Annotated in this window: 28 protein-coding genes and 1 pseudogene; 5 read left to right on the plus strand and 24 right to left on the minus strand. The window is 36.8% G+C overall.

Annotated features, from left to right (window positions below):
* Positions 1-54 precede the first annotated feature (54 nt).
* Both U735_RS0121765 and U735_RS0121775 read right to left on the minus strand, forming a co-directional pair.
* Positions 55-276: a hypothetical protein gene (locus U735_RS0121765; RefSeq protein WP_031445844.1), complete on the minus strand. Its 222-nt coding sequence runs from the start codon at positions 274-276 to the stop codon at positions 55-57.
* A 381-nt stretch (positions 277-657) separates the two neighbouring features.
* Complete coding sequence (locus U735_RS0121775; protein WP_031445845.1) at positions 658-1,185, minus strand: DUF4468 domain-containing protein; 528 nt, start codon at positions 1,183-1,185, stop codon at positions 658-660.
* Between the two features lie 541 nt (positions 1,186-1,726).
* On the opposite strand from U735_RS0121775, the gene U735_RS25395 reads away from it, so the two are divergent.
* On the plus strand, positions 1,727-2,320 hold the full coding sequence (locus tag U735_RS25395; RefSeq protein WP_316933012.1) for a tyrosine-type recombinase/integrase: 594 nt from the start codon (positions 1,727-1,729) through the stop codon (positions 2,318-2,320).
* A 2-nt stretch (positions 2,321-2,322) separates the two neighbouring features.
* Positions 2,323-3,465, plus strand: coding sequence for an IS91 family transposase (locus U735_RS0121785; RefSeq protein WP_031443686.1), 1,143 nt, complete (start codon positions 2,323-2,325; stop codon positions 3,463-3,465).
* Between the two features lie 274 nt (positions 3,466-3,739).
* Here U735_RS0121785 and U735_RS0121790 read toward each other — a convergent pair whose 3' ends face one another.
* The 8 genes from U735_RS0121790 to U735_RS0121825 form a co-directional block, all read right to left on the minus strand.
* Entirely contained in the window at positions 3,740-3,985 is a 246-nt protein-coding gene (locus U735_RS0121790; protein WP_031445846.1) for a hypothetical protein, read from the minus strand.
* A 93-nt stretch (positions 3,986-4,078) separates the two neighbouring features.
* Positions 4,079-4,444, minus strand: a complete 366-nt coding sequence (locus tag U735_RS0121795; protein ID WP_031445847.1) for a hypothetical protein — start codon at positions 4,442-4,444, stop codon at positions 4,079-4,081.
* Between the two features lie 109 nt (positions 4,445-4,553).
* Complete coding sequence (locus tag U735_RS0121800; RefSeq protein WP_084681131.1) at positions 4,554-5,168, minus strand: plasmid pRiA4b ORF-3 family protein; 615 nt, start codon at positions 5,166-5,168, stop codon at positions 4,554-4,556.
* Between the two features lie 36 nt (positions 5,169-5,204).
* On the minus strand, positions 5,205-5,561 hold the full coding sequence (locus U735_RS0121805; RefSeq protein ID WP_031445849.1) for a bleomycin resistance protein: 357 nt from the start codon (positions 5,559-5,561) through the stop codon (positions 5,205-5,207).
* An 8-nt stretch (positions 5,562-5,569) separates the two neighbouring features.
* A complete protein-coding gene (locus U735_RS0121810) occupies positions 5,570-5,791 on the minus strand; it encodes a hypothetical protein (RefSeq protein WP_031445844.1) in 222 nt (73 codons plus the stop codon).
* Between the two features lie 62 nt (positions 5,792-5,853).
* A complete protein-coding gene (locus tag U735_RS0121815) occupies positions 5,854-7,233 on the minus strand; it encodes a serine hydrolase (RefSeq protein ID WP_031445850.1) in 1,380 nt (459 codons plus the stop codon).
* Between the two features lie 85 nt (positions 7,234-7,318).
* Positions 7,319-7,510, minus strand: a complete 192-nt coding sequence (locus tag U735_RS0121820; RefSeq protein WP_031445851.1) for a hypothetical protein — start codon at positions 7,508-7,510, stop codon at positions 7,319-7,321.
* Positions 7,511-7,606: 96 nt separating this feature from the next.
* Positions 7,607-8,053 carry a hypothetical protein gene (locus U735_RS0121825; protein ID WP_031445852.1) on the minus strand — a complete coding sequence of 149 codons (447 nt, stop codon included), beginning with the start codon at positions 8,051-8,053 and terminating at the stop codon, positions 7,607-7,609.
* A gap of 706 nt (positions 8,054-8,759) precedes the next feature.
* Here U735_RS0121825 and U735_RS0121830 point away from each other — a divergent pair.
* The 3 genes from U735_RS0121830 to U735_RS0121840 are packed head-to-tail and all read left to right on the plus strand — an operon-like array spanning position 8,760 to position 10,559.
* A complete protein-coding gene (locus U735_RS0121830) occupies positions 8,760-9,095 on the plus strand; it encodes a hypothetical protein (RefSeq protein ID WP_157365036.1) in 336 nt (111 codons plus the stop codon).
* 2 nt (positions 9,096-9,097) lie between these two features.
* Positions 9,098-10,018: an MvdC/MvdD family ATP grasp protein gene (locus U735_RS0121835; protein WP_031445854.1), complete on the plus strand. Its 921-nt coding sequence runs from the start codon at positions 9,098-9,100 to the stop codon at positions 10,016-10,018.
* Between the two features lies 1 nt (position 10,019).
* Positions 10,020-10,559: a hypothetical protein gene (locus U735_RS0121840; protein ID WP_031445855.1), complete on the plus strand. Its 540-nt coding sequence runs from the start codon at positions 10,020-10,022 to the stop codon at positions 10,557-10,559.
* 227 nt (positions 10,560-10,786) lie between these two features.
* Here the strand turns inward: U735_RS0121840 and U735_RS0121845 are convergent, their stop codons facing one another.
* The 14 genes and pseudogenes from U735_RS0121845 to U735_RS0121915 all read right to left on the minus strand — a co-directional run bounded on the left by U735_RS0121845 (position 10,787) and on the right by U735_RS0121915 (position 23,862).
* Complete coding sequence (locus U735_RS0121845) at positions 10,787-11,974, minus strand: Fic family protein (RefSeq protein ID WP_031445856.1); 1,188 nt, start codon at positions 11,972-11,974, stop codon at positions 10,787-10,789.
* 101 nt (positions 11,975-12,075) lie between these two features.
* Positions 12,076-13,152, minus strand: a complete 1,077-nt coding sequence (locus U735_RS0121850; protein ID WP_031445857.1) for a hypothetical protein — start codon at positions 13,150-13,152, stop codon at positions 12,076-12,078.
* A gap of 423 nt (positions 13,153-13,575) precedes the next feature.
* Positions 13,576-13,926, minus strand: a complete 351-nt coding sequence (locus U735_RS0121855) for a hypothetical protein (RefSeq protein WP_031445858.1) — start codon at positions 13,924-13,926, stop codon at positions 13,576-13,578.
* A 256-nt stretch (positions 13,927-14,182) separates the two neighbouring features.
* Positions 14,183-14,527, minus strand: coding sequence for a toxin-antitoxin system YwqK family antitoxin (locus U735_RS24750; RefSeq protein ID WP_031445859.1), 345 nt, complete (start codon positions 14,525-14,527; stop codon positions 14,183-14,185).
* Positions 14,528-14,533: 6 nt separating this feature from the next.
* Positions 14,534-14,590: pseudogene (locus U735_RS26210) on the minus strand (hypothetical protein); the annotation flags it as partial.
* 40 nt (positions 14,591-14,630) lie between these two features.
* Positions 14,631-15,449, minus strand: a complete 819-nt coding sequence (locus U735_RS0121865; RefSeq protein WP_031445860.1) for a hypothetical protein — start codon at positions 15,447-15,449, stop codon at positions 14,631-14,633.
* Between the two features lie 86 nt (positions 15,450-15,535).
* Entirely contained in the window at positions 15,536-17,071 is a 1,536-nt protein-coding gene (locus U735_RS0121870) for an IS1182 family transposase (protein ID WP_198036671.1), read from the minus strand.
* A gap of 155 nt (positions 17,072-17,226) precedes the next feature.
* Positions 17,227-18,231, minus strand: coding sequence for a hypothetical protein (locus tag U735_RS0121875; RefSeq protein ID WP_031445862.1), 1,005 nt, complete (start codon positions 18,229-18,231; stop codon positions 17,227-17,229).
* Positions 18,232-18,652: 421 nt separating this feature from the next.
* Positions 18,653-19,294: a recombinase family protein gene (locus tag U735_RS0121885; protein WP_051892284.1), complete on the minus strand. Its 642-nt coding sequence runs from the start codon at positions 19,292-19,294 to the stop codon at positions 18,653-18,655.
* A gap of 216 nt (positions 19,295-19,510) precedes the next feature.
* Entirely contained in the window at positions 19,511-21,091 is a 1,581-nt protein-coding gene (locus U735_RS0121890) for a type IV secretory system conjugative DNA transfer family protein (protein ID WP_031445865.1), read from the minus strand.
* Positions 21,092-21,100: 9 nt separating this feature from the next.
* On the minus strand, positions 21,101-22,132 hold the full coding sequence (gene mobB, locus U735_RS0121895; protein WP_031445866.1) for a MobB family relaxase: 1,032 nt from the start codon (positions 22,130-22,132) through the stop codon (positions 21,101-21,103).
* Positions 22,133-22,152: 20 nt separating this feature from the next.
* Positions 22,153-22,515 carry a BfmA/BtgA family mobilization protein gene (locus U735_RS0121900; RefSeq protein WP_031445867.1) on the minus strand — a complete coding sequence of 121 codons (363 nt, stop codon included), beginning with the start codon at positions 22,513-22,515 and terminating at the stop codon, positions 22,153-22,155.
* Positions 22,516-23,048: 533 nt separating this feature from the next.
* Complete coding sequence (locus tag U735_RS0121910; RefSeq protein WP_031445868.1) at positions 23,049-23,429, minus strand: DUF6876 family protein; 381 nt, start codon at positions 23,427-23,429, stop codon at positions 23,049-23,051.
* A gap of 79 nt (positions 23,430-23,508) precedes the next feature.
* Positions 23,509-23,862, minus strand: a complete 354-nt coding sequence (locus U735_RS0121915; RefSeq protein ID WP_031445869.1) for a single-stranded DNA-binding protein — start codon at positions 23,860-23,862, stop codon at positions 23,509-23,511.
* Positions 23,863-24,700: the final 838 nt, after the last annotated feature.

Below are 24,700 nucleotides of genomic sequence, written 5' to 3' on the forward strand. Positions count from 1 at the left end.
AATCAATAGAACTTCTAATATAGCAAATCTTTAATCTGCGAGAATGACTATCGTTTATTTGAACTTTTCAATTTTATCAATCTCAACGATTATTTTATCTGGAATCACACTATCATCAAACATTCTGAAAAAATGAATTGCAGTTGTATGAGCAATTTGATTTGCGCTTATTGTTTTGTCAGGTATGTCCCCATCCTGTTGCCAAGTAAAACATGAATGCTGAATTGCATTAATTCCGGGGTACTTAGCTCTAAATATTGCGATGAACTTTTTCATAATTATATCCTTTATTTGAACTTTTATAAAGATAATGATTTTGAGTTTTGAACTGTGCGAGAAAAAGCGAAGGCTACATTAAAGTCTGACCGATTGAAAGAACATACCCCAAGTACAACGCCCCAAATCAAGGTGACGGGCCAGGAAAATCGGCCTGGACAGGAAAAACGATACAAGAAGATCGAAAAGGAACCCGGACTGACAAGGGAAAATGATCTTTGATCACTTTAGGGACCCCACGGGACCTCGATAGCCATCTGGGAAACTCCTTTAAACCATGGCAATACCCATAGTACGGGGAAACCGGACCCGGTTCAGTCAACACGGCCTTCATGTTTGGCCGTACCGACCACACGAAGACTTAGTTATTGTGTACAGTTTTTACCAGTCATCTTTTTTCTCTTTACCAAGGATATAATTTTTCAGACTTTCATTAAGTACATTGAAATAATTCTCTATTCTTTGGGGTGATTCACCAAAGTTTTTGACAAGTTTTTTGTCGGTTTTAAAATTCGGTATTTTCTTGTAATCAGCTGTTCCGTATTCATTGGAAGTAGTCAGTGATATTAAGTCAAATTTATATTTACCATCTTTAAATGCTATTTCAATAACATAGTCGAGTGGCATATTCATTTTTTTTACGACAAGCAAATCAGATGAAATTCCATTAATTCGGACTTTTTCATTTTCAATTTTCATTTTTAGAACTTTATCAGGATTCTTATATGTTTCTTTTATCCAATTTATTGTTTTACTATAAATTTCGTTTGCGGTCTTTCCTTCAACTTTAGTAACGATGTAGTCATTTATTCCGTTCTCCGAATATTCAAATTTTTCAGGATATTCTGTTTGTCCAAATGTGAATAACGAAAGCGTTAGAAATACTGCGGTTGTAATTAGTTTATTCATCCTTTTTGTTTTTCAAAATTGTACACAACGTTCAGGCTATGATTTCGGTCTGGGAAATCCAATAGGATTTTTCAAGATTGGAATCGGGCCAGATTGAAAGTAGTAATTTTTTTTAGACTAAAAAGCAAGACTGAATTATAGGCATTGTTGAACTAAACCTAAAGGTAGCTTCAAGCAGTTATTAGCCTGCTGTTCACTACCTTTAGGATAGGTTTAATCATAAAGTTTAAAGTTATGAAAAAAAAGTAGTACCCTTATTGATAGGGCCTGTAATTCCGTTCCTGGATTTAATGAACTGTACCATAAGTTAAGACGATCTATCGAGCTTTCCGGCAAAAGCCAAAGTACACTTACCAATTACGCCAGATGCCTGGCACACATTGCACTCCATTTCAAATGCAGTCCGCTGGACCTTGACCAGGAGCAGGTCCTGGATTACCTGCACGTTCTGAAATCCCAGCACAAGACGCCATCGGAGAGTTTCTTCAAGCATACCGTCTATGGTCTGAGATATGCCTACCGTATCTCGGGAATGAAGGAGATGCGGGTCATATTGCCTTCTATAGAACGGCCCAAGAAGCTACCGGTAGTATTAGGCCATAACGAGGTAAGGCAGCTTCTAAAGGCCCCAAAACTTCTCAAACACCGTTTGGTACTGGCCATGCTCTATGGCTGTGGCCTTCGCAGCTTTGAACTCTGCAACCTCCAGCTGAAGGACCTGGACCTTGAGAGAAAGATGCTGCACGTACGCCAGGGCAAGGGGAGGAAGGACCGCTATGTCCCATTGTGCGCGATGCAGGTCCGGGGCCTAAGGAAGTACATCAGGGCGGAAAGGCCCGTCACCTGGTGCTTTAACGGCAATGACAGGGAAGGCAATCCCGTTGCACTGTCCACCACGGGAGTGCGATGGATCGTTCGCGAGGCACGCAAACACAGCGGTATCCAAAAAGAGGTCACCACCCATAGCCTGCGGCATAGCTATGCGACCCATCTTTTGGAAATGGGTCTGGACATCATCAGCGTAAAGGACCTGTTGGGGCACGCCGATATCCAGACCACGCTTGCCTACCTGCATGTGGCACAACTGGGCAGACAAAGGCCGTTCAGCCCGTTGGAGCGGCTTTATAATCTGTAACGGTGTCACGCGCCACTTACGAAGTGGCCCAGGTATTGGAACGCAACAGGGAACAGCTCGCCGGCCTTTGTGCCAATAGCTGGCAGTCAAGGACCCTGCACGCCCTGCGCAAATGCCGCACCGCAGTATTGGGCGGGCATATAGACCGTTGCGACAACCCTGGCTGCCATAAGCTGCACCTTAGCTACAACAGTTGCCGGAACCGTCATTGCCCCAAGTGCCAGGGGCATAAAAGGGAACAATGGATAAGGGCAAGGGAGGCCGAACTGCTGAACGTGCCGTATTTCCATATGGTCTTTACCCTTCCTTCGCAGCTTAACAGGGTATGCCTTTATAGCCCCAAAACGATCTATGGCCTTTTGTTCGGGACGGCCTGGCAGGTAATCAAAGGCTTTTCATCCAATCCCAAGTTTTTGGGGGCCGACCCGGGAATGGTCGCCATCCTGCACACCTGGGGCCAAAATCTGTCCCTTCACCCGCATCTGCATTGCATTGTTCCCGGAGGAGGGACCACAAGGTCGGGCAAATGGAAATCCGCTAGGAACAAAGGAAAGTATTTGTTTCCTGTAAAGGCAATGAGCAAGGTTTTTAGAGCTCGTTTTGTAGCATCCCTTCGCAAGGAATTTCCACCACAACCCACGGCCTTCTACGAAAACCTGTTCAAGCACAATTGGGTAATTTATTGCAAACGTCCATTTTTAGGTCCGGCACAAGTAGTAGAATATCTTGGCCGCTATACCCACAAGATTGCCATCAGTGACCACCGTATAAAGAGCCTAGATAATAATAACGTCACTTTTACCGTCAAGGATTACCGGCATGGGGGAAGGATATCCTTACTGCGATTAACCGATGCCGAATTCGTCCGCAGGTTCGCTCTGCACATCCTGCCCAAGGGGTTCGTGCGTATACGCCATTATGGGATCCTGAGCAGTTCCAGGAAGAAGGCACTGCTTCCTTTGCTGCAACAGGTCCTGGGCGGTCCCGTGCCCAATGGACGGCCTCCCTTGAAACATTGCCGATGTCCTTACTGCCAGATCGGGATTATGGTGACCGTAGCGGTATTCGACAGCCGTGGCCCGCCCAAAGCATGGTCCGATCGACTGAAAAATAGCGCCCCAAGAAGAACGCCCGAAACAGCGTAACGGGATACCCGTGGCCAAAATTAAAATAGCGGGATGGAAAAGGCCGTTCCGGAGAGTAAAATGGGCCAAGGAAATCAAAAAGGGCACCGGAACGGGCTACGAAAGAGGTGACCACCAAATTAAGGGGCCAGCTCCGACAACAAGGTATATGTAAAAGACTCCCTCAAACCTTAGCAATCCCCATAGTAAGGGAAAACAGGACCCGGTTCAGTCAACACGGTCTTCATGTTTGGCCGTACCGACCACACGAAGTCTTAGTTATTACCACACGTTTTTAATTAAATATTTCATTAAAAATGTCATTAACGTCCTTAGCAACTGAAATGTCTAATTTATTGTCGGTTATCTGTAGTTTATTGATGTTTTTTCTAGCTGACCAGTCAACAAAAAACTTACTTTCGACTCTCTCTCCATTTAAAGTCTCTTCGTATTTCTCATTAAGTTCTTTTATTCTAGAGTCAAACAATTCCATTTTTTCACTTGATTCAGTTCCATAAAGTAATTCAGATAAATTTTTCATATAATTTTTGTATTATGATTATAGGACAAAGATATGAAAAAAAGGAATACGATAGATTTTAACTATTGAAAGTAATTTCATAATAGTATTTAGCTATTCATCTCCTTGGTGGGGTAATGCAACATTTAGACTGAATTTTATGCGAGATGTTGTTTCATTCGTCAAGTTTTCAGAAGTTGATGCGCCAAGGTTAAGGACTTGTATCTTAAGTCCTCCGCCGATTTTACTTTCTTCTTCGTTCGATGCTGTAACTGCTACATCAAAATCAATATTCGTTAAACTCCGTCTACCATCTTTTCCGTCTTTTCTCCAAATCGATGTTGTCAGGTCGTGGTCTTCTATGCGTTCCATTATAACGGGATTAATAATTGCTCCATTAGATTCAGCAAATTCCTTTGTATCATTAACGGATTTTATAATAGATTTTATAGTAGTTGTTATAAATTGGTCTAATTCCATAATGTTTTTCTCAAATGTGTGGTAACGTACGGATATAGTAACAAGTTACTATATTTCTGTTTTGTGAGTACTTCTAGTTTGTTGATTTATTAATCCTTTATTTGAACTTCTACTGCTCGTTATGATCATTCTCCCATTCTTTAATATAAATATCCAGTTGTAACAATACCCAATTTACTTTTTCCATATGGAATTTTTCAGGATCATATTTGCCATTGATAGCGACAAGCTTACTTTTTACCCATTTTTTATACTCTTTATATTCAGGGTGCTTGGGCTTGCCCATAATCTTCAAAAAGTCATAAAAACCTGGTAGGCCGCCAACATCCTCCGGGGGGCAGCCCAGCTCGCCAGCGCAACAGACTGGAAATGGAATTGTCAAATCAACTATGATCATTTCCAGAGTCAAGGAATGTTCCCAGTAATCCCCGAAATCATATAGATAATGCAATTCCTGGCCTTTGGATTTTAGAACGTCACAGATTTTTATCCTTTGAGAATCTATTACTTCATGGGGACCATTAAATCCATCGTCCTCAAATTGTTGGCCGATACGATAGCTATCAATAGTGAATTCGTATAGGTGATAGTTCTCCCACCCCATAACAATTTGAACAATATGGTGAAGCCTGTAAAAAGTGATATCGGATGGCACCAAAAATTCCCGCCATATTTTGGGATTACTACCTTCTAACTCAATTCGAAATTTAAAAACTCTACTCAATTGTCAATCCTTTATTTGAACTTTAACCGACTATTTTTAAATACTCTCTCCGAAAGTTAGCAAATTATTGTCTGGGTCAAGAATTGAAAATTCCCTTTGTCCCCAAGGTTTTATTTGAAGACTTGCATTTGGATGAATACTCGTTCCGTTGTCCAACAATAATTGGTGAAATTTTTCAATGCCATCTACTCTTATATAAACTTGCCCGTAATTTTCTTCCGGATTCAGTGCTTTGAACTCAAAAAAGTGGATTTGAATATTGTCTTTTTTAAGCATCAAGTAACCATCATAGTCTGCACTTCCAAATTCTTGAAAATCTAATCTGTTTAAATAGAAATTCTTGGTAATCGTTTTATTGCGCATTGGTAATTTTGGATTGATGTCTGTAAGCATAATATCGTTTATTTGAACTTTTCAATTTTATCAATCTCAACGATTATTTTATCTGGAATCACACTATCATCAAACATTCTGAAAAAATGAATTGCAGTTGTATGAGCAATTTGATTTGCGCTTATTGTTTTGTCAGGTATGTCCCCATCCTGTTGCCAAGTAAAACATGAATGCTGAATTGCATTAATTCCGGGGTACTTAGCTCTAAATATTGCGATGAACTTTTTCATAATTATATCGTTTATTTGAACTTTCGATAACTATTTAGCTCTCTCCTTATATACAATTTTGATTATTTGATTTTTTTTGCGGGTATTTTATTCCCATTTTGAATTACCTCTAAACTTTTAACTTGTTGTTCTTCAATTTGAAAAGTTATTTCAATGCCGTCTATAGGTGAGAAAAAATTGACATTACTTTCGGGATATATGGTCGATTTTTCTTGTCCGGTACCTCGAGCAAATAATTGTGACCCCTCTAATGTTAATGTGATAAAGAAGTTAGGTTCAATCTCATAAACTCCAATATATCTTTTTAGTATCTTTTCTGGTAATTCAATCGCATCACTTTTGAATTTTAATTCAGCTAAATCTGATTCAGGATCGAGCAGGTTCAAACCAACATCATCTGCACCATTTGTTGAATTAGTTAGCAGTACCACTCCCTGCCCCGACTCTTTTACGAATCCAGCAAATGCTCTGTATCCACCTGTTCCTCCATTATGCCATATAATATCACCATTGGACCCCTCCTTAATATGCCACCCAAGACCAACCGACATTTCACCAGCTTTATGGTGTCTAACTTTATGTGTTAACTCCATTGCTTTAGTTAATTCAGTATTTGTATACCCTATATTGGCAGAAATAAAATTAGCCATATCAAATGTAGAACTTCTGATTCCTCCTGCACCCGCCAAAGTTGGTATATCCCAATTTTCAACTATTTGCCCACCACTATGACCTAATGCCAAATTCTCTCTCATTTTCTCTGTAAGTACGATTCTGGTATCTTTCAATTCTAACGGGCCAGCGATAGTTTTAACCATCAGTTCTTCATAGGTAGTATTCTTGTTTCTTGCAAGGAGATTACCCAAAAGCCCCTGAGCAAGATTTGAATATTCATATTCAGAACCTACTGCTCTGATTGGCGTATAGTTTGAGATGAACTCGTACATCTGTTCAATTGTATAATCCAAGTAGGGATTGTTAGGATTTGATGGTGCGAAATTGTCTGGCATTCTAGGAAGCCCAGAAGTATGGTCTGATAGATTTCCAAAAGTAATTTCCGTATCACCCATTACCGGAATCTTTATACTATCCGGGAGAAAGTCATTAATTTCATCATTAAGCTTAAGTTCATCATCCAAAACTTGTTGTGCCAGGAGTATTGCTGTAAAAACTTTTGAGATTGATCCTATTTCATAAACAGTGTTTCTATTGACCTCCATCCCGTCATCCGCAGTTTTACCAAAATTGAAATATTGAATGCCTGATGAATCGATTAAAGCTAAAGCCATACTGTGATTAATACCTTCTTCAATTCTTTTTTCAATAGCCTCAACTACTGCTACCGGTAGATTTTTATTGTATAACTGTTTTGATTTTTTTTGGCAATTATAGTTAACAATTGCCAATAGAATAAACACTAGAATGATTTTATATTTCCTCATAATTTATATCATAAAGCATATCCCCCTTTCCAGAAAATCTAAAAGAGGATTGTAGCTCAATAATTTATTTACACTGGATTATCCTTTATTTGAACTTTTGCATTGCATCAATTACCAACTTCGCTTTAGATGGATCTAGTTTCTTTAAAGATTCTAGCACTTCACCATTAAAGTTAAACTCCGATAATAAATCATCCGATTCAGATCCACTTATTTTACCCTGTTCTTTCAAAGAAAAAAGTAAGTCTCTAAATTTCTTAAAATTATAATCACTCATATTTAGCTATTTGCTTTGTGAATTCTTCGTTTATTTGAACTTTTCTTTTCTCCGAATATCCGTTTTATTTTAACTTTACACGAAGAGGAGGTATATTTAAAGAGGCTTGTCATAGAAAGCATCATCAATATTTCCAACCCAATCATTTAATGCTTTATAATGATGATGAAATATTTCTTGAATACTGTTTTCATCATTGTTCATTATATTTTCAACATCATGTAGTTCTTCCCAAATCCCTTGATTATATACCCCTATAATCTTAAAAGCGATTCGTCCGCTTGCATTATAAACCATTGCGCTTGTCTCAAAAGGCAGTATTTTGCCTAAATCTTCAAATAATGACAATGATTTCTTAAACGTTATTCCGGCAGTAGTAATCATATTTCCGGATTTGAAGTCCAATCTTTCAAATAATACAGGGACTGTTTGCCCCTTTGCCTTTTCCAAAAAAACTTTTTTCAAAAGAACGGGGATTTTGAATACGATTTGACCGTCAAACTTATCTACACCGCTGACGGGTGGAATTAAACGAAAGTCCATAGTTGTTGCTAAAAATTAAATGTTGTTTTAATATAATCACGTGAAAACATTTTTGGGCTTTATACCAGTTTAGTTCTGCTAAGTCTAATGAAAAAAGATAAACGTTTGACATATCAGTTGTATAAACTTTAGTGACTTCATAACCTCCATGTCTCACACTTTCCTTAATGGAAAACGTACTAGCAGTGTTTATCAAAAAAATCTCCCGCCAAAATATCCCTTATTTATGTAAATGTTCAGTGACCTTCTTGTACTGTTGCCCCATCAACAGAATTGTATGTTATTTTATATTGCTACATTGTCTTTTTTTTTGAACTTTGAAGGAAGATACTAAAAATTCCGTCACAAATTAAACTCTTTACAAAAGGTGCGATCTTTAAAGAGTTTAGATAATATTTAAAAAAAATCAGATATACTTGAGGTCAATAATCAGTTTTAGTGTTGGACATTTGATTCTTATAAGGTTAAACAATGACGCTGATTGCTATTCGGAGGTACTTGATTCGGTTGCTTCTTGATTAATATGGAAACAAATAATTAGTGCCACTCAGGTTTTTGTTTTTAAAGTAAAATTTACTTAACCATTTATCTTAGTTTATTAAAAATTCAATTTTCTTTTTATCAATTAAAACGTTTGGTGTATTTGTAGTATATTACTGAAATAGATTGATTGTTGAAACCAAAAAGCTAATAAATAAACTGTTATATGAGATATTTACTATTTGAATATGGAGAGTCACCAACTTATATGACGGACATCCCTCCTGTAAAATATGATTATGACAAAAATTTAAATGTTTTGGAATCTAACAATACGCCTGCCATAAGTGTTTTGGATAATTGTGTTACTGAGACAGGTACTAAGGTTCATAATGAGTCCGCAGATAGTGATAATAACTTCCCTCTGAATTTCGGAACTGAAACTTTTACATTAGTTGATACTGAGCAATCTGATTCTGATGAGGATTCTATTTTACTTTCATCTTCTTTAATAACAATGACGACTACAAGGGTGGAAATGGAGAGCACAGATTCTGATTAAAAATGATATTAATAATATCACATAAAGAGGATTACACTTCCGACTACCTAATCAATATTTTAAACAAGAGAGAAATTCCTTATCATAGGTTAAATACAGATGATATTGGTATAAAACACGATATAAACTATCAATCTGGTTCAAATATTAGAATATCGATAGATGGCTATGAAAATTTTAAATCCATTTGGTTCAGAAGAACCAAGTCTCCAGATTTTTCATTTTCAAATGAGAATGAAAGGGCTTTTTTCGTTAAGGACTTCAAAGCATTTCTAAATAACCTATGGTCCTCCCTTGATATAAAAAACTGGATTAGTCACCCTAATAATATTGATAAGGCAGAAAATAAGCTATATCAATTAAAGATAGCTAAGAGTATTGGTTTTGACATCCCTCAAACTATCGTTTCTACGGATAAGGAAAAAATTGAATTATTCTTCAAGGAAAATAATGAACAAGTTATCATAAAACCTTTATTTGGTGGTCGATTTTTTGAAAATGGAAAAGCAAAACTCATTTTCACAAATAAGGTAAAAAAAGAGCATATATTGAATAGGAAAGATTTCATTTCTTTTCCAATGATTTTTCAACAAGAAATAATTAAAGAATATGAGCTCAGAGTTACTGTCGTAGATGACAAGGTGTTTTCTGCTAAAGTAGATTCTCAATCAAATGTTAGTACACAACTTGATTGGAGAAAAGATAGAACACAGTTCACCAAATATAATTTACCGGAGAGTATTACCGAAAAATGCAAAGAAATTGTAAGAACATTGAATCTGAAATTTGGCGCTATAGATTTGATAAAAACAGATTCAGGCTATGTTTTTTTGGAGATTAACCCAAATGGTCAATGGGTTTGGATCGAAAACGATACAGGACTGAAAATCTCTGACGAGATAATTAAGCTTTTAACTAAATAATATGTTTGAAAAAGAAGATAAAAAAGAGTTTATGTATAACAAGGATTTGCTAGATGATTATATCAATTATCTACTGAGACTATTTCAAAACGAGGATAGTCGATTGAATATTATTGAGAATAAAGTATCACAATTAATAAGTCAATCAGGATTAATAATTTCTATTATTTCATTCATTATTCCGTTGTTTTACGATAAACTTAATTGTCTAGATTTAGGATTCAAGATTGTTTTAGGGTTAATGTTTGTTCTAACAATAATTTTTTTAGGACTGTCCATATTTAAAGCAAGTGGTATATTTAAAATATATAAATTTAAGTATTCTGATAGTTCAGTAGAAACTCTGAAAAAGAATTTCGAAAAAAGCGAAAGTTTTAAGGAAGAGTATATTTCAGACTTAATTTATAGTATCAACAATAATAAGGCTTTAAATAACACTAAAGGTTCAATACTAATTTGGGCAAATAGATTTTTTATTTATGGAATTTATAGCTTAATTCTATTATCATTTTTGCTCATCATTGGATACTACTTTGTTTAATTTCTGTTCGTTACATCTCGTAAAGAAATACAAAAGAAAAAGTATGAGAAAGGTGTTTTTCATTGATCCTTTATTAGAACTTTAACCGACTATTTTAAATACTGTCTCCGAAAGCTAGCAAATTTAAGAAAGCATCCTTTTTTTTTTTTTTGAACTTTCAACGTATCGGTGATATGTAGTGGACGCAGCGATAGCAAGTCTGATCTTATATCACTTGTTACACCTCGTTATTCAAGTGTTTCCATTCCAAATAGGGCTTGAGTTATTAACCGATTTAAAGATTCCAAATTTCCTTGATGCCCTTCGTTCAGAGCTAAATAATATAAATCAGTGTCATCAATTATAATCTTGTGTTCAATTTCAAATAGTTCAGATGCTTGTTGATTTAGAATGAATCTTGCGACTCTCCCGTTACCATCAAGAAAAGGGTGAATTCTTAAAAATTGGTGATGAAAATGGACTAATGCACTTATTTTGTTAGTTGGACTATCTTTCTTAATCTCTGTATAATTAGTTCTCCACCATTCCAGAAGTCCAGTTGTTTCATCAGCTACTATTTCTGGTTCTGGCGGTATAAAAGTGGCATTTTCTATTCCAGTTGCAGTTGGACTTCCAATCCAAACTTTTTGTGTCCTTAATTCTCCTAATTGTGTTCCTTGTTCTCCAAATAGAAGTAATTTATGGAGTGTGCAAAGTTCCGCTAAATCTAATTCACTCGAATTTATGTCACCTTTAGGAAATACTACTTTTATTTTATCTCTTCCACTTCTATCATTCTTCTTCACTAAGTCACTTGTACTTAGAGTGGTTTCATATGTCATGTTTGCGACTCGCTCAATTCTTTTAAGAGGAGACTTTATTGAGCTGAATCTTTTTCCAATTTCATCTAAAAGATATTCAGATTGTTTGTCAAGTAACTTTTTCAAAAAGTTGTTTTGTTGCGAGAAAAAACTTGTTTGTTCTTCCTTATTCATTTCAATTCCAAAAAGTTCAAGCCTAATCCCGTACCCCATTGGACTATTTAAGAGAGCTACTATTCTTTCTTTATGGTATATTATGGCTTTCTTATCTTGCTGTGATGCTAATTCAATTAATTCTGTTCGTTCTCCTGGAGTAATATGTTGGTTAGTTATAAATACTATTCCATCTGCATCGTTTTTGTGGACTCCTTCCAAATCATGGTTGAATTTATCTTTAATATCCTTAAATGCCTTTTGATCAATCCCAAAATAGCATGCAGCAATATAGTCCCATCCATTCTTTTCACAAATGATATCCTTAAGTCCGTCTGGACCCCCTAATGGACATTGAGGATCGACAGATTCAAAGCCTTCCATGATTAGAATTTTGGCTCCCAATCTCTCAGCTTGGACATTTCCTCCTCTCCAGTTTATTAAATGTATTTCAGTACGCATATATATTTTCTAATGAGGTGTAACAACGGGATAGCATCAATGATGCCATCGTTTATTTGAACCTTGACTTCAGCTTAGTTCTATATTGTCACCAGTGCTTTCTATAATTTAATTTCGTAATAGTCAATTTCATATCGATTACATAATTGCCTTTCCGAATCGTTTAATTTCCATGCAACAATAGTTGCCTTAATTTTAGAATATGTCAAAGGCTTCTTGAGTTGAGAGCACCTTAAAACTCGATACTTAATTGCTTGTTGTATTCCGGGCAAAACATTGTCAAGTTCAATTTCCACAACTGTATTGGTCTGTCCATTTAGAGGTTCAAACAAGATGTCAACAAGGTCACCAGAAGTAAATTGATGCTCTATTTTTGCAATAAAATTTTTGGAGGATAATCCAATAAGAGAAGGGTTTTTGGCTATGTATTCCTTTAATTTTTTATGAGCAGGGCTTTCTCCTCCTTTTCCATATTTTCGTTTTAACATGACCTTCTTTGTATAACTGCCCTTTATCGCTCCTTCTACTATGGGTCTTTCAATTGCATAATCTGGGAAGTCCGATTCCAATAGCTTTAAAATCATTGACTGTGTCGATGCATTTTGAACTACTTGAACTAAATCATGTAAGATTGTTGCAACCTGCTCATCGGCTAAGTATCTGAATCGTCCTTGTTTCCAGTCAGGTTTGGATGAATTATTATTGTTTTTGTGATAAAGCCAAAAATCAAGTTCCTTTGCTTCGTCCAATGTTAATCTCAATGATTGGTTTTTCTGTCCAATGATTTGATGGTGGTCATCAACCAGATCTTTAATCTTAAGAAATCCAACAATTTTTCTCTCCGATTCCGAAGTAGAGGGAAAACAGGTCGTTAATATGGCGATTTTTCCTTTGCCCGTTCTCAACATTCTAAATGGTTCACCTGTCTTGAATTTATTTCCGGGATTCCAAGTCCATGTTTCAAATAATGTACTTTCATTACATGGGTAATCCTCAACTGGTCCTTTGAAACCTCTCTTATAGTACTTTTTGCACGAGCATGCAGGTTGACTGCACCATCGTCCTCTCCCTTTTTCTACATTGTAAATGATGTTTTGTATTTCACATCTTTGCTTAAAACCAACAAAAATGTCCTCATCACCATTGTTGTAAATTAAATTACATGCTATATTTTCCATTATCGATATCTATGGTATCTGTGCTTTTCATCCTTGATTTTAATGCATTCTATTTCAGAAATTATGCGCACATGAATAGGCTTTTTTTCTCCAAACTACAACATATACATAAATTAACACTAACTATTCTATTATGGAAATATGTTAATTTGAACTTTTACGTATCTATGTTAATAATCCTTTTTTGAACTTTAGTCTTTCTGTTTTCTTAAATAAAAACCATAAATGATACTCAGAATTAAGTAAATACCAATCCCTAGAACAAATGCATTGATATTTACATTGCCATCTGTTGAGATATTCAAAGCTTCTGTTATAATACCTCCAGATAATAAACTAACTATTAACCTTACCCACCATTTCTTTATTAGAATCATCCTTTATTTGAACTTTTAGTTAGGAGTTCTTTGTTGTAAACTGTGCTTATAAGTCCGATACTTTTCTTTTTAACCAATTCATAAAATCCTCTCTATGATATTCTTTCCATTCATTTGTCAGAAGGTACTCAGTTTCTCGGGTTTTAATTGGTTTTGCATAATATCTCGGATTTCCGTTTATCAGTCCGTTTTCTTTCAGAGATATTTTTTTGTCCACTTTTTTTAGAATAGGAAAGATTACGTTAAAAGTAAATTTAGAGTAGTCTTTTTTCATTAAGTTTTGAATTTCATTTTCAGAAATTAAATCCTTTTCTAATATTATAGACATTGTATTCTTAACTAATTTTCCAATTTTTAATTTGTCAAGTTCTTTCTTTTCACTTTCTGATATTTCCATAATTCGGCTTTACTTTCTATGATTTTTTCAAATACGTACTGTTTTCGGCATGTTTACAACGTTTCAACTAAAAACTGGACGGGTAAAGTAAACCATTGCTTGCTGTCTCGAACTAAGCCTAATCTTATTTTTTTGATTTAATTTTTGCTTAGCAAAAAGGATAAGATTCTGCGTCTTCATAAAATTAGGAAAAGCTTTCGACTAAGACCGAGCCCCGTATTGTTTTTAGTTGTTGTTATGTTGTAACCAGTTTAATTTAATAATTCAATACGTTTTTTACATTCCCGTTTTTACAATACTCAATTGTTTCTCCTTTCAATTGACCATTTTTAAATCTCCATTCAAATATCTTTTCCCCACTTTCATAGTATTCAGTTGAAATTCCTTCTTGTATGCCATTTTTATAACCAATGTCAACATTTTTCTCGCCAGTTGGATAATAGCCAATACCACTAATTATAATATCATTCTTAAATTCCCAAATGATTGCTTTTTCTCCAGTCTTAAAGAATCTGGTTGCAGTTCCGTTTTTTTCTCCATTTTCATAATGCCATTCAGAATATGTTCCGTCCTTATGGTATTCTTTTGTAATTCCATTCAACTGGTTGTTTTTGTGATTCCATTCAAATTTTAAATCTCCGTTTTCATAGAATTCTTTTGTAATTCAGATTACGTTTGAGTAAAAAGTCCAGAATAGTTTAAGATTAATTAAAAATAAACTCAACCGCTTTTTTTCCAAAAGGAGAAAGGTAGAGATGTTGAAAGGCATTGCTGCCTTTATAGGAATTTGATGTAGTGTCATGTTCAAAAACCCCTAAATTTCTCAAATCATGAGCCCAAAAATCAAATTCGTCAATTTCAAAGCTTTCTAATAAGTTCTTTCGTTTAACTTTTATGGAATCCCTAACCCCTTCATTATCTATCAAATCATAATCTAACAATCTTGTTTGGTAATCTGAGTATGTTTCGTTCTTACTAGATTTATTCATTCCGTTGTCAAAATCTTCTCTTAGGCGTCTTCTTTCATTGTCAAATTTTCCGATTATAGATTTATATTTTAGTTCTTCAAAGTACCAATGCTTGAGTAAGATTATGTGGTTTTCATTCAAGTTTGAAACTAGGTCCAAATATTTATCTACTAGGTTATAAGAAACAGGATTTAAAATTTGGTTCGCAGCCAGTTTCTTGAATCCTTTTAGTTTGAATTGAGAATTTGTTTGACTTACTTTTATTAACACTCGTTCAAAGAAATCTCCAAAATCTTCACTATCAACAATCTCAATATCAAAATCTGGTTTAACTTTTTTTATATAATCAGAAAATGCTAGAATGAAGTTTTCTGAGCGTTTTAGTTTAAGTCTGCCTCTAATTCCAAAAAATGTCTCCGTTATTAATGTTACTGCTCCAGTACCTAAAATAGGGTCTCCAGTAAGAACTCCAGCAGAAGCTGCGATTAAAACTTTAGACAATGTAGTCGCACTTTCTGGTAAAATATCTTTGTCCTTGTTTTTATTGGATTTCATTAATTATTTGAAGTTTTGGCTATTTTAAAAATAGTTGGTAACGGGAGTCTGCGCAGCAACCCCATTTTTGATAAAAATAATAACTTCTAGGTTAGTTTAAGTGGATTATGGGAAGTATTGTCGTACCATAAATTTGGGACCTGAAGATTTGGTATATGGACCAGTAGGCTTAAATGGTCCAGAATTGGATGGTATATGGTCAACAATGGAAGTCCAAGCCCTTTTAGCCTGTTCTTTAGCTCTTTTGAGCCAAGTATGGACATAAGTCTTTTAAGGTTGTAGCAGATCATGATCAGGTTAACCTCGGAGAGGACATTTTCTTTACCCTTTATCAGGGTATAGGTGAAACCCCATTGTCTTTTCAGGGTCCCGAACTGGTGTTCCGTAATCTGTTGCCTAAGTCTATAGTATCCTGGATTTTCTTCCACTCTTTTTTGATTTTCTTCCAGGGCCTCTTGATAAATGGACCGCTCGATAAATCGTCCGTTCCTGTTTTTTGTACAGAGGTCCCTGAGGCCACAAGTTTTGCACGCCAGTCTGTTCTTGTAGTGTTTTATCCTGTGTCCCGCCTTATTGTAAATGGTACCATTGGTGTCCAAGGTCTTGCCAGCCGGGCAGGTGTAGGTGTCCTTTTCCTTATCGTAAACAAAGTCGATCATCGGGTAAAGTCCGTTGTGCTGTGAGGAGTGTTCCTTTGGCGAGGAGTAGGGCGTTATCCCGTTTTTGGTACATATGTCCAAATGCTTTGCCGTGGTATACCCCTTGTCGGTCAGGGTATTCATGTTCTCTACGCCCAATAGTGCTTTGGCGTCCAATGCCATGGGGGAAAGTGCATGGGTGTCGTTCACGGTCCCGGTATCGTTGTTTACAAAGAGCTTGTGCCTTGCATCACAGCCCGCTTGTACGCAATAGCCCACATTGATGATATTGCGGTGTAGAACCACGGCCTTGGCATCGGGGTCGGTCAGGCTGATCTGGCGCTCACCGCTCCCTTGCAATTGTCTTTCGATGTTACGGTAATTTTCTTTTTTGGATTCTTGGAACGCTAGCTTGTTCTCGATTTCCTCTTGGTCCGCACCACAGTCCCCTTGGTCCAGCTGTTGTTGGTACTCCGTTATCTTGGCGTCGATATATTCGATGTGGCGGTCGATCTTGTTCTGGTTGAAATTGTTCTTGAGGGCATTTTGGGCCCTGATCTTGAAAGAGTCGATGGCAATGGTCTGCCCCTCGATGAGTTTCCAATCTTTTAACAGCACCACAAAATATCGAAAGGCCTGCTTAAAGGCCTTGGGATTGTCCTTTCTGAAATAGGCGATTTTCCTGGCCGATGGCCTTAGTCCCCTCAAGAGCCAAATAATCTCAAGGTTCACCTTGCAGGCATGTTCCAATTGGCGCGAGGTGCGCAGTCTGTTCTTATATCCGTAGAGATAGAGTTTGAGCATATCGGAGGAACGATAGGGCGGCCTTCCCTCGTCATTTAGAATGGCCTTGAAGCCCAGTTGGGCAAGTGGCAGGATATCCACGAACATATCCACTATCCGCGCCCACGAATTGGGGCCCACTTCGGATTCGAAGTCCATCATTATAAGTTGGTCCCTATTGAAACCATTGATAAAATCCATAATTAAAGTGTTGGTTTACAATACTTTAAGATAATTAATTTTTGGATTTTTCACAAGTAAAAAGGGAGGTTTTTGCGCAGTCTGACGGTTTGTGTATGAATCTGTAGCTTTGGTTTGCGTGATGGCTTTGCGGGGCTATGATTTCATACATATTGTTAGGTGCTTTTTTTTATTTTCTCTTTTAATTTCTTTACATATTTAACAAGTTCCATAACATCCTTCTCTTTTGTCACTATTCTTTGGTTAACTTGGTATGATTCATCTTTAGATCTTTCAATGTATTTTGAATCTACGATTCCTTCAGTATGTTGAAGTAGGTGCCTTCTCTGGAATAGAATATTGATTCTTTCCAATTCGTTAGAAGATAGCCAGTCTGAATAAGATTCATTTATAATCTCTTTCCATAATGCCTCACCAACATCCAATTTTTGAAATGCATTAAATGGAATTTTTGATTTTGCATAAGGGTGCTTAGAATATGTTACTTCACAAAATCTTTGAAAAGCGACAACACAATCTAAAAGTCCTTTCTCAATTAATGACCGACAAGTGTTTTCAGCTTCGTCCTCACTAACTGCGGTTACAGCAGTTCTAACTATTTCAATGTTTTCAATGGTCTTTTCTATCGTACTAACCGTGTTATTAAATGTTTCTTCAGCGGAATTGTGTCCACAGCAAGGACAGAAAAAACCACTTCCGATTACAGCGTATCTGGTTTCACATTCAGAGCAAGTGATTTCCTGTTCAAGTTCTTCAAGAGCGGGTATTGGCAATATGTAAGTGTTAGAATTACCTGAAACATTCATGGTCATTTTAATAAATGAATTTCTGGACTGCTGTCTATTGAAAGCCCTAGCATCATCCTTCATTGCCTTATTAATTCGCCCAGTAATTTGTCTAATTGCATTTTGGTTGGCCTCCTCTAGTTGTTCTGATGTCCACCAACTATCTGAATTGGCTTTATGTCCGCACTTTGGACAAAAAACTTCCTCGTCACTTACCTTGTTGACCCAATCCTCCTCGTAAACTTTAAACCTATAAAGACATTCTTCATTTGGACATTCTTTATCCAAGTAACCTTTGTCATCAGCGTTAATAGTAACGGAGACTTTTCCTTCTTTTTGTATTTTATCCAGTTCTTTTAGAAGTTTCTCAAACATGGTTATAAAAGCTTGATTGTAATTAATGTGATGATAATTATTAGGATTGCAATTCCAATAATTCCTTTTAGTCTATCGGACTTCTTAAGAGAATCAATGTGATCAATACATCTGTCATACGGTAGAAAGAACCCTCTCCAAGCATGATCAGGGGTGGATAAACACCAAAGTGTTTCACTTTCTTTACATTTATACGTATCGAAATAAACAGATTTATGAGACTTTCCCTGATCATTAGCTCTGATGGATTTACCATTACCCAATTTGAATGTCAATTTTTTATCGAATTCTAAAAATTGAGCTTCCGAATCAAAATTACTTATCTCTATGTTGAAGCAATTGTCACACATTTGATTTTCCTTATTGCACCTAACGTACGAATATAGTAACAAGTTACTATATTTCTGTTTTGTGAGTACTTCTAGTTAGTTGATTTATAAATCCTTAATTTATTGTCTGCATTGTAAGGACGAAGCTTCCCTTTAAGCCCTCTATGCCTTAAATACTTGTAATATGTTGCTCTAGAAATATTCACTCTCTGGCAGATTTCAGAAACAGTTAATATACCCTCTTTAAAGTACTGTTCGCAAATTATGGCTTTTTGTTGATTTTTATTACTAATTCCCGTAGGTGCACCTAATATTTTACCCCTTGCTCTCGCAGAGGCCAAACCGGCCTTCGTTCGTTCAATGATAATATCCCGTTCTAACTGTGCTAGGGCAGCGAACATGTTTACAATGAATTGGGAATGCGAAGACTTGTCCGTAGTGTCCAAAAAAGGTTCGGTAATGCTCCGGAACTTGACCCCTTTTTCATCGAGTTGGTTGATGAAGTTTGTAAAATGAATCAAGCTTCTGGCCAGGCGGTCTAATTTCCAAACGACAATAGTGTCCCCTTCACGGGCATAGTCCAGAAGTTTGCTTAAGCTTTTACGTTCTTCTTGAGAACTGGAAACCTTATCCGTATAAATGTTCTTTGTATCAATGCCTTCTTTTAAAAAGGCATCCAATTGCAAATCTAAATTCTGCTCTGCAGTACTTACCCTAGCGTATCCAAAAACCATGACCCAAAGTTTAAATAAACCTCAAAATACAAACTAATTATTTAGTATGGTACTTTAAACTATTTAAAATCAATAAATAATGTAAGGCTATAAAGTTCAATAAAAGGGTCGTTTAAATTTACTTGACTCGTTCTATAAAGGGTGAATTAGCGAAACTAAATGTGGTAGTAGTGTAACCCTCAATTTAAGCACATCATAAAGTATTATCTGGCAATCTTACTCAAATATCGATCTGGCCTCATTGTAGATTCTATCAAAATTAGCTTCCAGATCAGATTTGGAAAATTGTTTGGAAGGTTTAGGAAGCTCCCGTTGAATGTCCTGTAATTTAAATTGGACCTTTTTGTCCTTTCCATCTGCATAAGTGATAAACTCGCCTTGTTCCAATCGAAAAAATACATCCGCTCTATTTTTTGGAATTTCCTTTTCTCCTGTGGTTACTCGTGTATCAAAGTCGAGACTATGGCCTCGACTAACACTCTTGGTCGGGTCTTTGATAATCTCAAAAAATCGTTCATAATATTTTGCGGTGTCAGGGTCATTGACTTTGCCAAAGAACTGATAGGAAAGATTGCTCAAAATGGCCCTGCTTGCCTTATCACCGTACATCATATCATTTTGAATCTTGTCCTGCATTACATAGATTGTTGTTATGTCATAACTCCTTAACGTTGCCGGAATACGGTGCATGTTCAGAAGTTTGATGGTAGGGGCTTCCTCCATCAACAAAAAAGAAGGTCTTGAATTTCGAACGCTCATTTGTTTGGTTATGGTGTGGATAATAGTGGCAATTATAGGGGAATACGAGGTTTCAAACCTAGGATTGTTCACCACGGAAATAACGGCAGGATTATCCTTGTGATTGATATTGAGCGGCACTTCATCCGCTGACAGGGCCATAAATATTCGTGGGGTACTTATCCTTTTTAATGCATTACTTAACGTACCTTTCACCCCTGCGGTCTGCCTGTCCGAATCCATACCACTGATAAAAGCATCGGCCATTCCTTTTGAGATTATATTGGACTCCAAAAATGTAATAAGGCTCTCAGTATCCAGATAATGGTATATGGCGATGACATGTGGCAAAGTGCAATATTCGGGATAGGAAGATTTCAGTCTCCAGATCAATCCACCTATCAAACCTTCCGCAGCATCGTGGAAAAACTTGGTAGCGCCAATCGAAACGGAATCTTTCTGTTCCAATAGGTTTTCTATCAGCACCCTGGAAACCTCGTTTACACTTTCCGGATTCTCCAAATATCGAGGTGCTATGGGATTCACCCGATGAATGATTTTATCAAAGGAGATTACTTTAAACGGGATATCGGAATCCTTGAAAATTGGATACGCCATTTCGGTAATCTCAAAATCCTTATAATCATGAATGATGCCACTGAAACCATGTCTTTGAAAATGTTGTAAGAAGCCATAGACCACACTTTCGGTCTTACCACTTCCGGCAGATCCTATAATGGAAACGCCCCGTTTGATATTATTGATTTTAAAACTTCCCTTGGTAGTTTTGAAATTGACTCGATATTTATCATTAATGGAGACAGGGTTATCCGTTTTATGAAGAAAAACATACATCACTGTATTGATCAGTAACAAAGGACATGCTAAATAAAGTATCCCAGAAATCAATGGCATTAAATGGGTAACTTCTGCCAAAATCCAAAAAACGAGTAAGGTATTTAGGCCAAAGGCAAATCTGATGGTCTTAAACAGCATATAGAATACAATACTGACTAGGCCTATGATGATGATTATCATAAAAGGATGCACTGCTTCCATACCCTTCTTTTAGATTCCTATGGAACTCGATTTGATGGCCACCTCTACCCCTTGTCTAAGTTTATTGAAAACTTTTAATGCCATTTGAGCCTTATTGATAGGGATGCTGCCCATTATAGGTAGGCCGGTCTCCCGTATTATTTTAAAGGCAATAGCCTTTTCGTTAGTGGGCAACCTCATCAAGGAATTAAAGTAAATTTTCGGATTATTGATAAACTCCTTTCGGGCACTATATTTCTCTGAAAAGCTTCTTTGGTAATCAAAGGTCTTATCAAAGGTCTTTTCGGCCCTATCAAAAAATTGGTCCCTATCAAATCCTCTTTTGACCATCTTGCCGTTCAATTCCGATTCGGATGCCTTGTATTTGCTCCCTGGTGATAAACTAAAGGAATTGGAAGCATCCCTTCGGCTCATGACGATATGGATATGGCTTTGGCTCCCCTCCTTAAGCATTCCCTGTACGATCCGTTGACCATTTTGTTGGTGCGGGGCCTCGTGTTCCAATCTATTGATCTGCCTTTCCATTTTTTTGATGTTCCCCTGCATGGTCCCGTTTTCCACCTTTCCGATGTTATTCTTTAACTGAAGTATTTTTGTAGCATAAGGCTGGTTTTCCCGAATCTGCTTATCCGTTCCCTTAAATGTCCGTTGATGCTCAATCTTAGCGTAGTATTTTATATCATTGACCGTAACGGGCTGTCCGTTTATTTCCCGGTTGAAGCATACCACATAATCCTTCATCAGTTCCCGGGTATATACCTTAAGGTCTTCATTTGGGTTTTGTAATGCTTTAAGTTCATACCTGGATGGGCTCACCGTAATGGAATAAAACCTTGGTTCGGTCTTTTCCAATTTAGCGGTGTTGCCATCGATTTCCCTTACTACTTCTTCAGCGGAAATTTCTTCGTCGTGTTGATTGAAGAAATGTTCCATGTCCTCCTGCTCCACCCCTTGGTTTTCCTTTCCTAGATAATCGACGAAACCTGCCGAACTTGGGGAATAGGAACCCCCGAGTTTTTGTGCCGTAATAGTGATGTACATAGTGCTCTTTATTATTGATTTTATTTATTACGCTTGTGAAATTTTGGTTGATTCTCCTCTTCTTTTTTCTTCTCCAAAATCAAAATTTTCTTTTTAGGCTCTTCAATTTCGAATAAGGATTGGATCATTGCCACGGTAGGTTTGGTCTGGTTCTTTTCCATATCCCGCATAATGGCTATGGCCGCATTGATGCGCTTCTTCAAGGCCTGTTCAATGGTCCTTCCCGTCGGTCCAAATTTTTCCCTAGGGGAGATTTCGTTATAAAAGAAAAAATCGAGCATAGTGGTCATGGCTTCCGTATGGGATCTAAAATGGGTGCGTGAAAACGTTTGAAAACGCTTGGCTGTTTTTCGCTTGAACCTGATTGTGATAAAAGAATCCATTTTATAGTTTTTTCAAAGCATTTGACGCAATTACACCCCTGTTTATAGGCTATTTCAAACCATTTGACGCAAATAGTAAAAATCCTATAAACTTCAAAATTTTTAAACAACTGACAATCAATGGTATGAGTGAAAAATTAAATATGTAACGCGGCTTTGCCCGTTACCCTCTTGCTTCTCCTTTTTGTCATGCTAAAGCGTGACAAACTTTCGAACCATTCAATAGTAATTTAATGGCTCTTTATGGTAACTGAAAACAGTTAGGATTTTTTAAGATTTAAAAAACTGGAATACCCTGATATCCATAATAAAATGGCGAAACCTTTACGAATACCTCATTGCTATAGCCCAAAAAAGCCCTTGAGTTTCAAGGGCCTTTCCAATTCAATAGTTGAATTACAGGGTTGAATTAAATACTGAAAGTGTAATGATAGGAATATAAATCTAGTATCGCTTCTTTGGAAGATACAAGCAAACGTTCCAGGGTTTCCTTGCTCAAATCGGTAAAATTAAGATAGACCATAGCATGGGATTTAATATTCGCTCGGGAGCATCAATGTATTGTCTACAAAGTACAACCGCAATTCGTCCAGTGGAAAATCCGTAATCCGGTACCGGTGCGATTCAAGAATATTGTCGTTGCCATCACTGTAAATTATTTCTGCCTCATATCCAGAATGATCCTGTTTTTCCTGGGATAGTCTTTTAAAGTCCACGGTTATAAAACTGCTTAGATTCATGAGGCTTTTTGCCATGATCGAAGCATCGGTAATCAGCCAATAGCATTCAGTGGCATTTGCCAAATACTTGATTCCTTCCGTATATCTTGTTCCCGTCAATGGGATTTGGTACAACATTTCCGAACCGTGAAAATGTTGCAATCCCCCTAATATTTCATTAATTTGTGCTTTCATTGTAATTTCGTTTTAGAAGTTAATAATGAAAAGATCAAGAGGGCGTTTAATTTCGGGAACGCCCTCTTTTGTTTAAAGGTTACTCGGCATCATTGCCGATCTTGGTTCCCAACAAAAGGATCTCTTTTGCTTCCACCTCGGTGACATACCCTTGGTTCCCATCGTCAGTAGTGTAAGTTCGGGTCTTTAGTTTCCCCACTACACCGATTTCATTGCCCTTACGGGCATATTTCTCGATAATTTCGGCAGTCCTTCCCCAAGCTACGACCCTATGCCATTCCGTGCTTTGGGTTTTCTCGCCTTTTTCATTTTTGTAATACTCATTGGTGGCAAGAGAAAAACGGGCTACTTTCTTCCCACTTTCCAAAACGGTTATTTTGGGATCCTCTCCCAGGTTCCCGATCAACTGAACATGATTTCTGATAGTACTCATAATAAAAGATTTATAGATTAAATTGGCTGCCCGACCCTCAGACAGTTTACGTTTATATTTTTTCAAATGATTTACTTATTATATCTGAAGCGTTTTCCTTTTATAGTTTCTTTAACTTTGTTCCCGATTCCTTTTTGATGTTTTCGTAAGATTTCATAAGATTCGTTTTAGATTTACTTCCCATAGAGCCGCAGCTGTTACCTTTTTTTGTTGCTTACAGGCTTACAATATTCAGGCTAGGTAAGGCGTATAAATAGTGGAGCGAAGCAAAACGGTTTATGCCGCCGCCCTAGAATGAATGTTGTTTTTTTGCTGTCAAAAAAAGGTAGGGACTGTCGCGGTTATGGAAGGAAGTCTAATTGTCCTTGTGAATTAGGAAAACTTTGGAAGTGGAGCCTAATGCAAAAATGCAATTCCGATTAGGCGAACGCTATTCACGATTTTGGCTAGGTAATGAAGTGTTCCTTCCCAGCATAGCGGGAAGGATTAACGGAATGGACAGCCGAAATTGGGGATTGTGTTCAAGACATTTGTAGAGAAGCTCTTTGCCCTAAATGGAGTGAAACGCAATGAAGTGGCAATGTGCTGAACGGGTTATGTGAGCGGATCATTCTTTTGACTTAGGAATTAAAGGACGGCAAAATTCCTTTTTTATTCCGGGGCAATAGGGTAGAAGGAGATATCTTAAAATAATTATGTCTTCAATCACTTACAATCTTAATTTTAAAATAACGTGAGTTCGATATAAGGATTACCCAATTCTCTGGAGGTTATCGATATTAATGTTCGGTTTTGTAAGCCACATGATTTAAATTATGTGCCCAAACGAACATTAATA

It is taken from the genome of Arenibacter algicola, assembly GCF_000733925.1.
GTDB classification, from domain to species: Bacteria; Bacteroidota; Bacteroidia; order Flavobacteriales; family Flavobacteriaceae; genus Arenibacter; species Arenibacter algicola.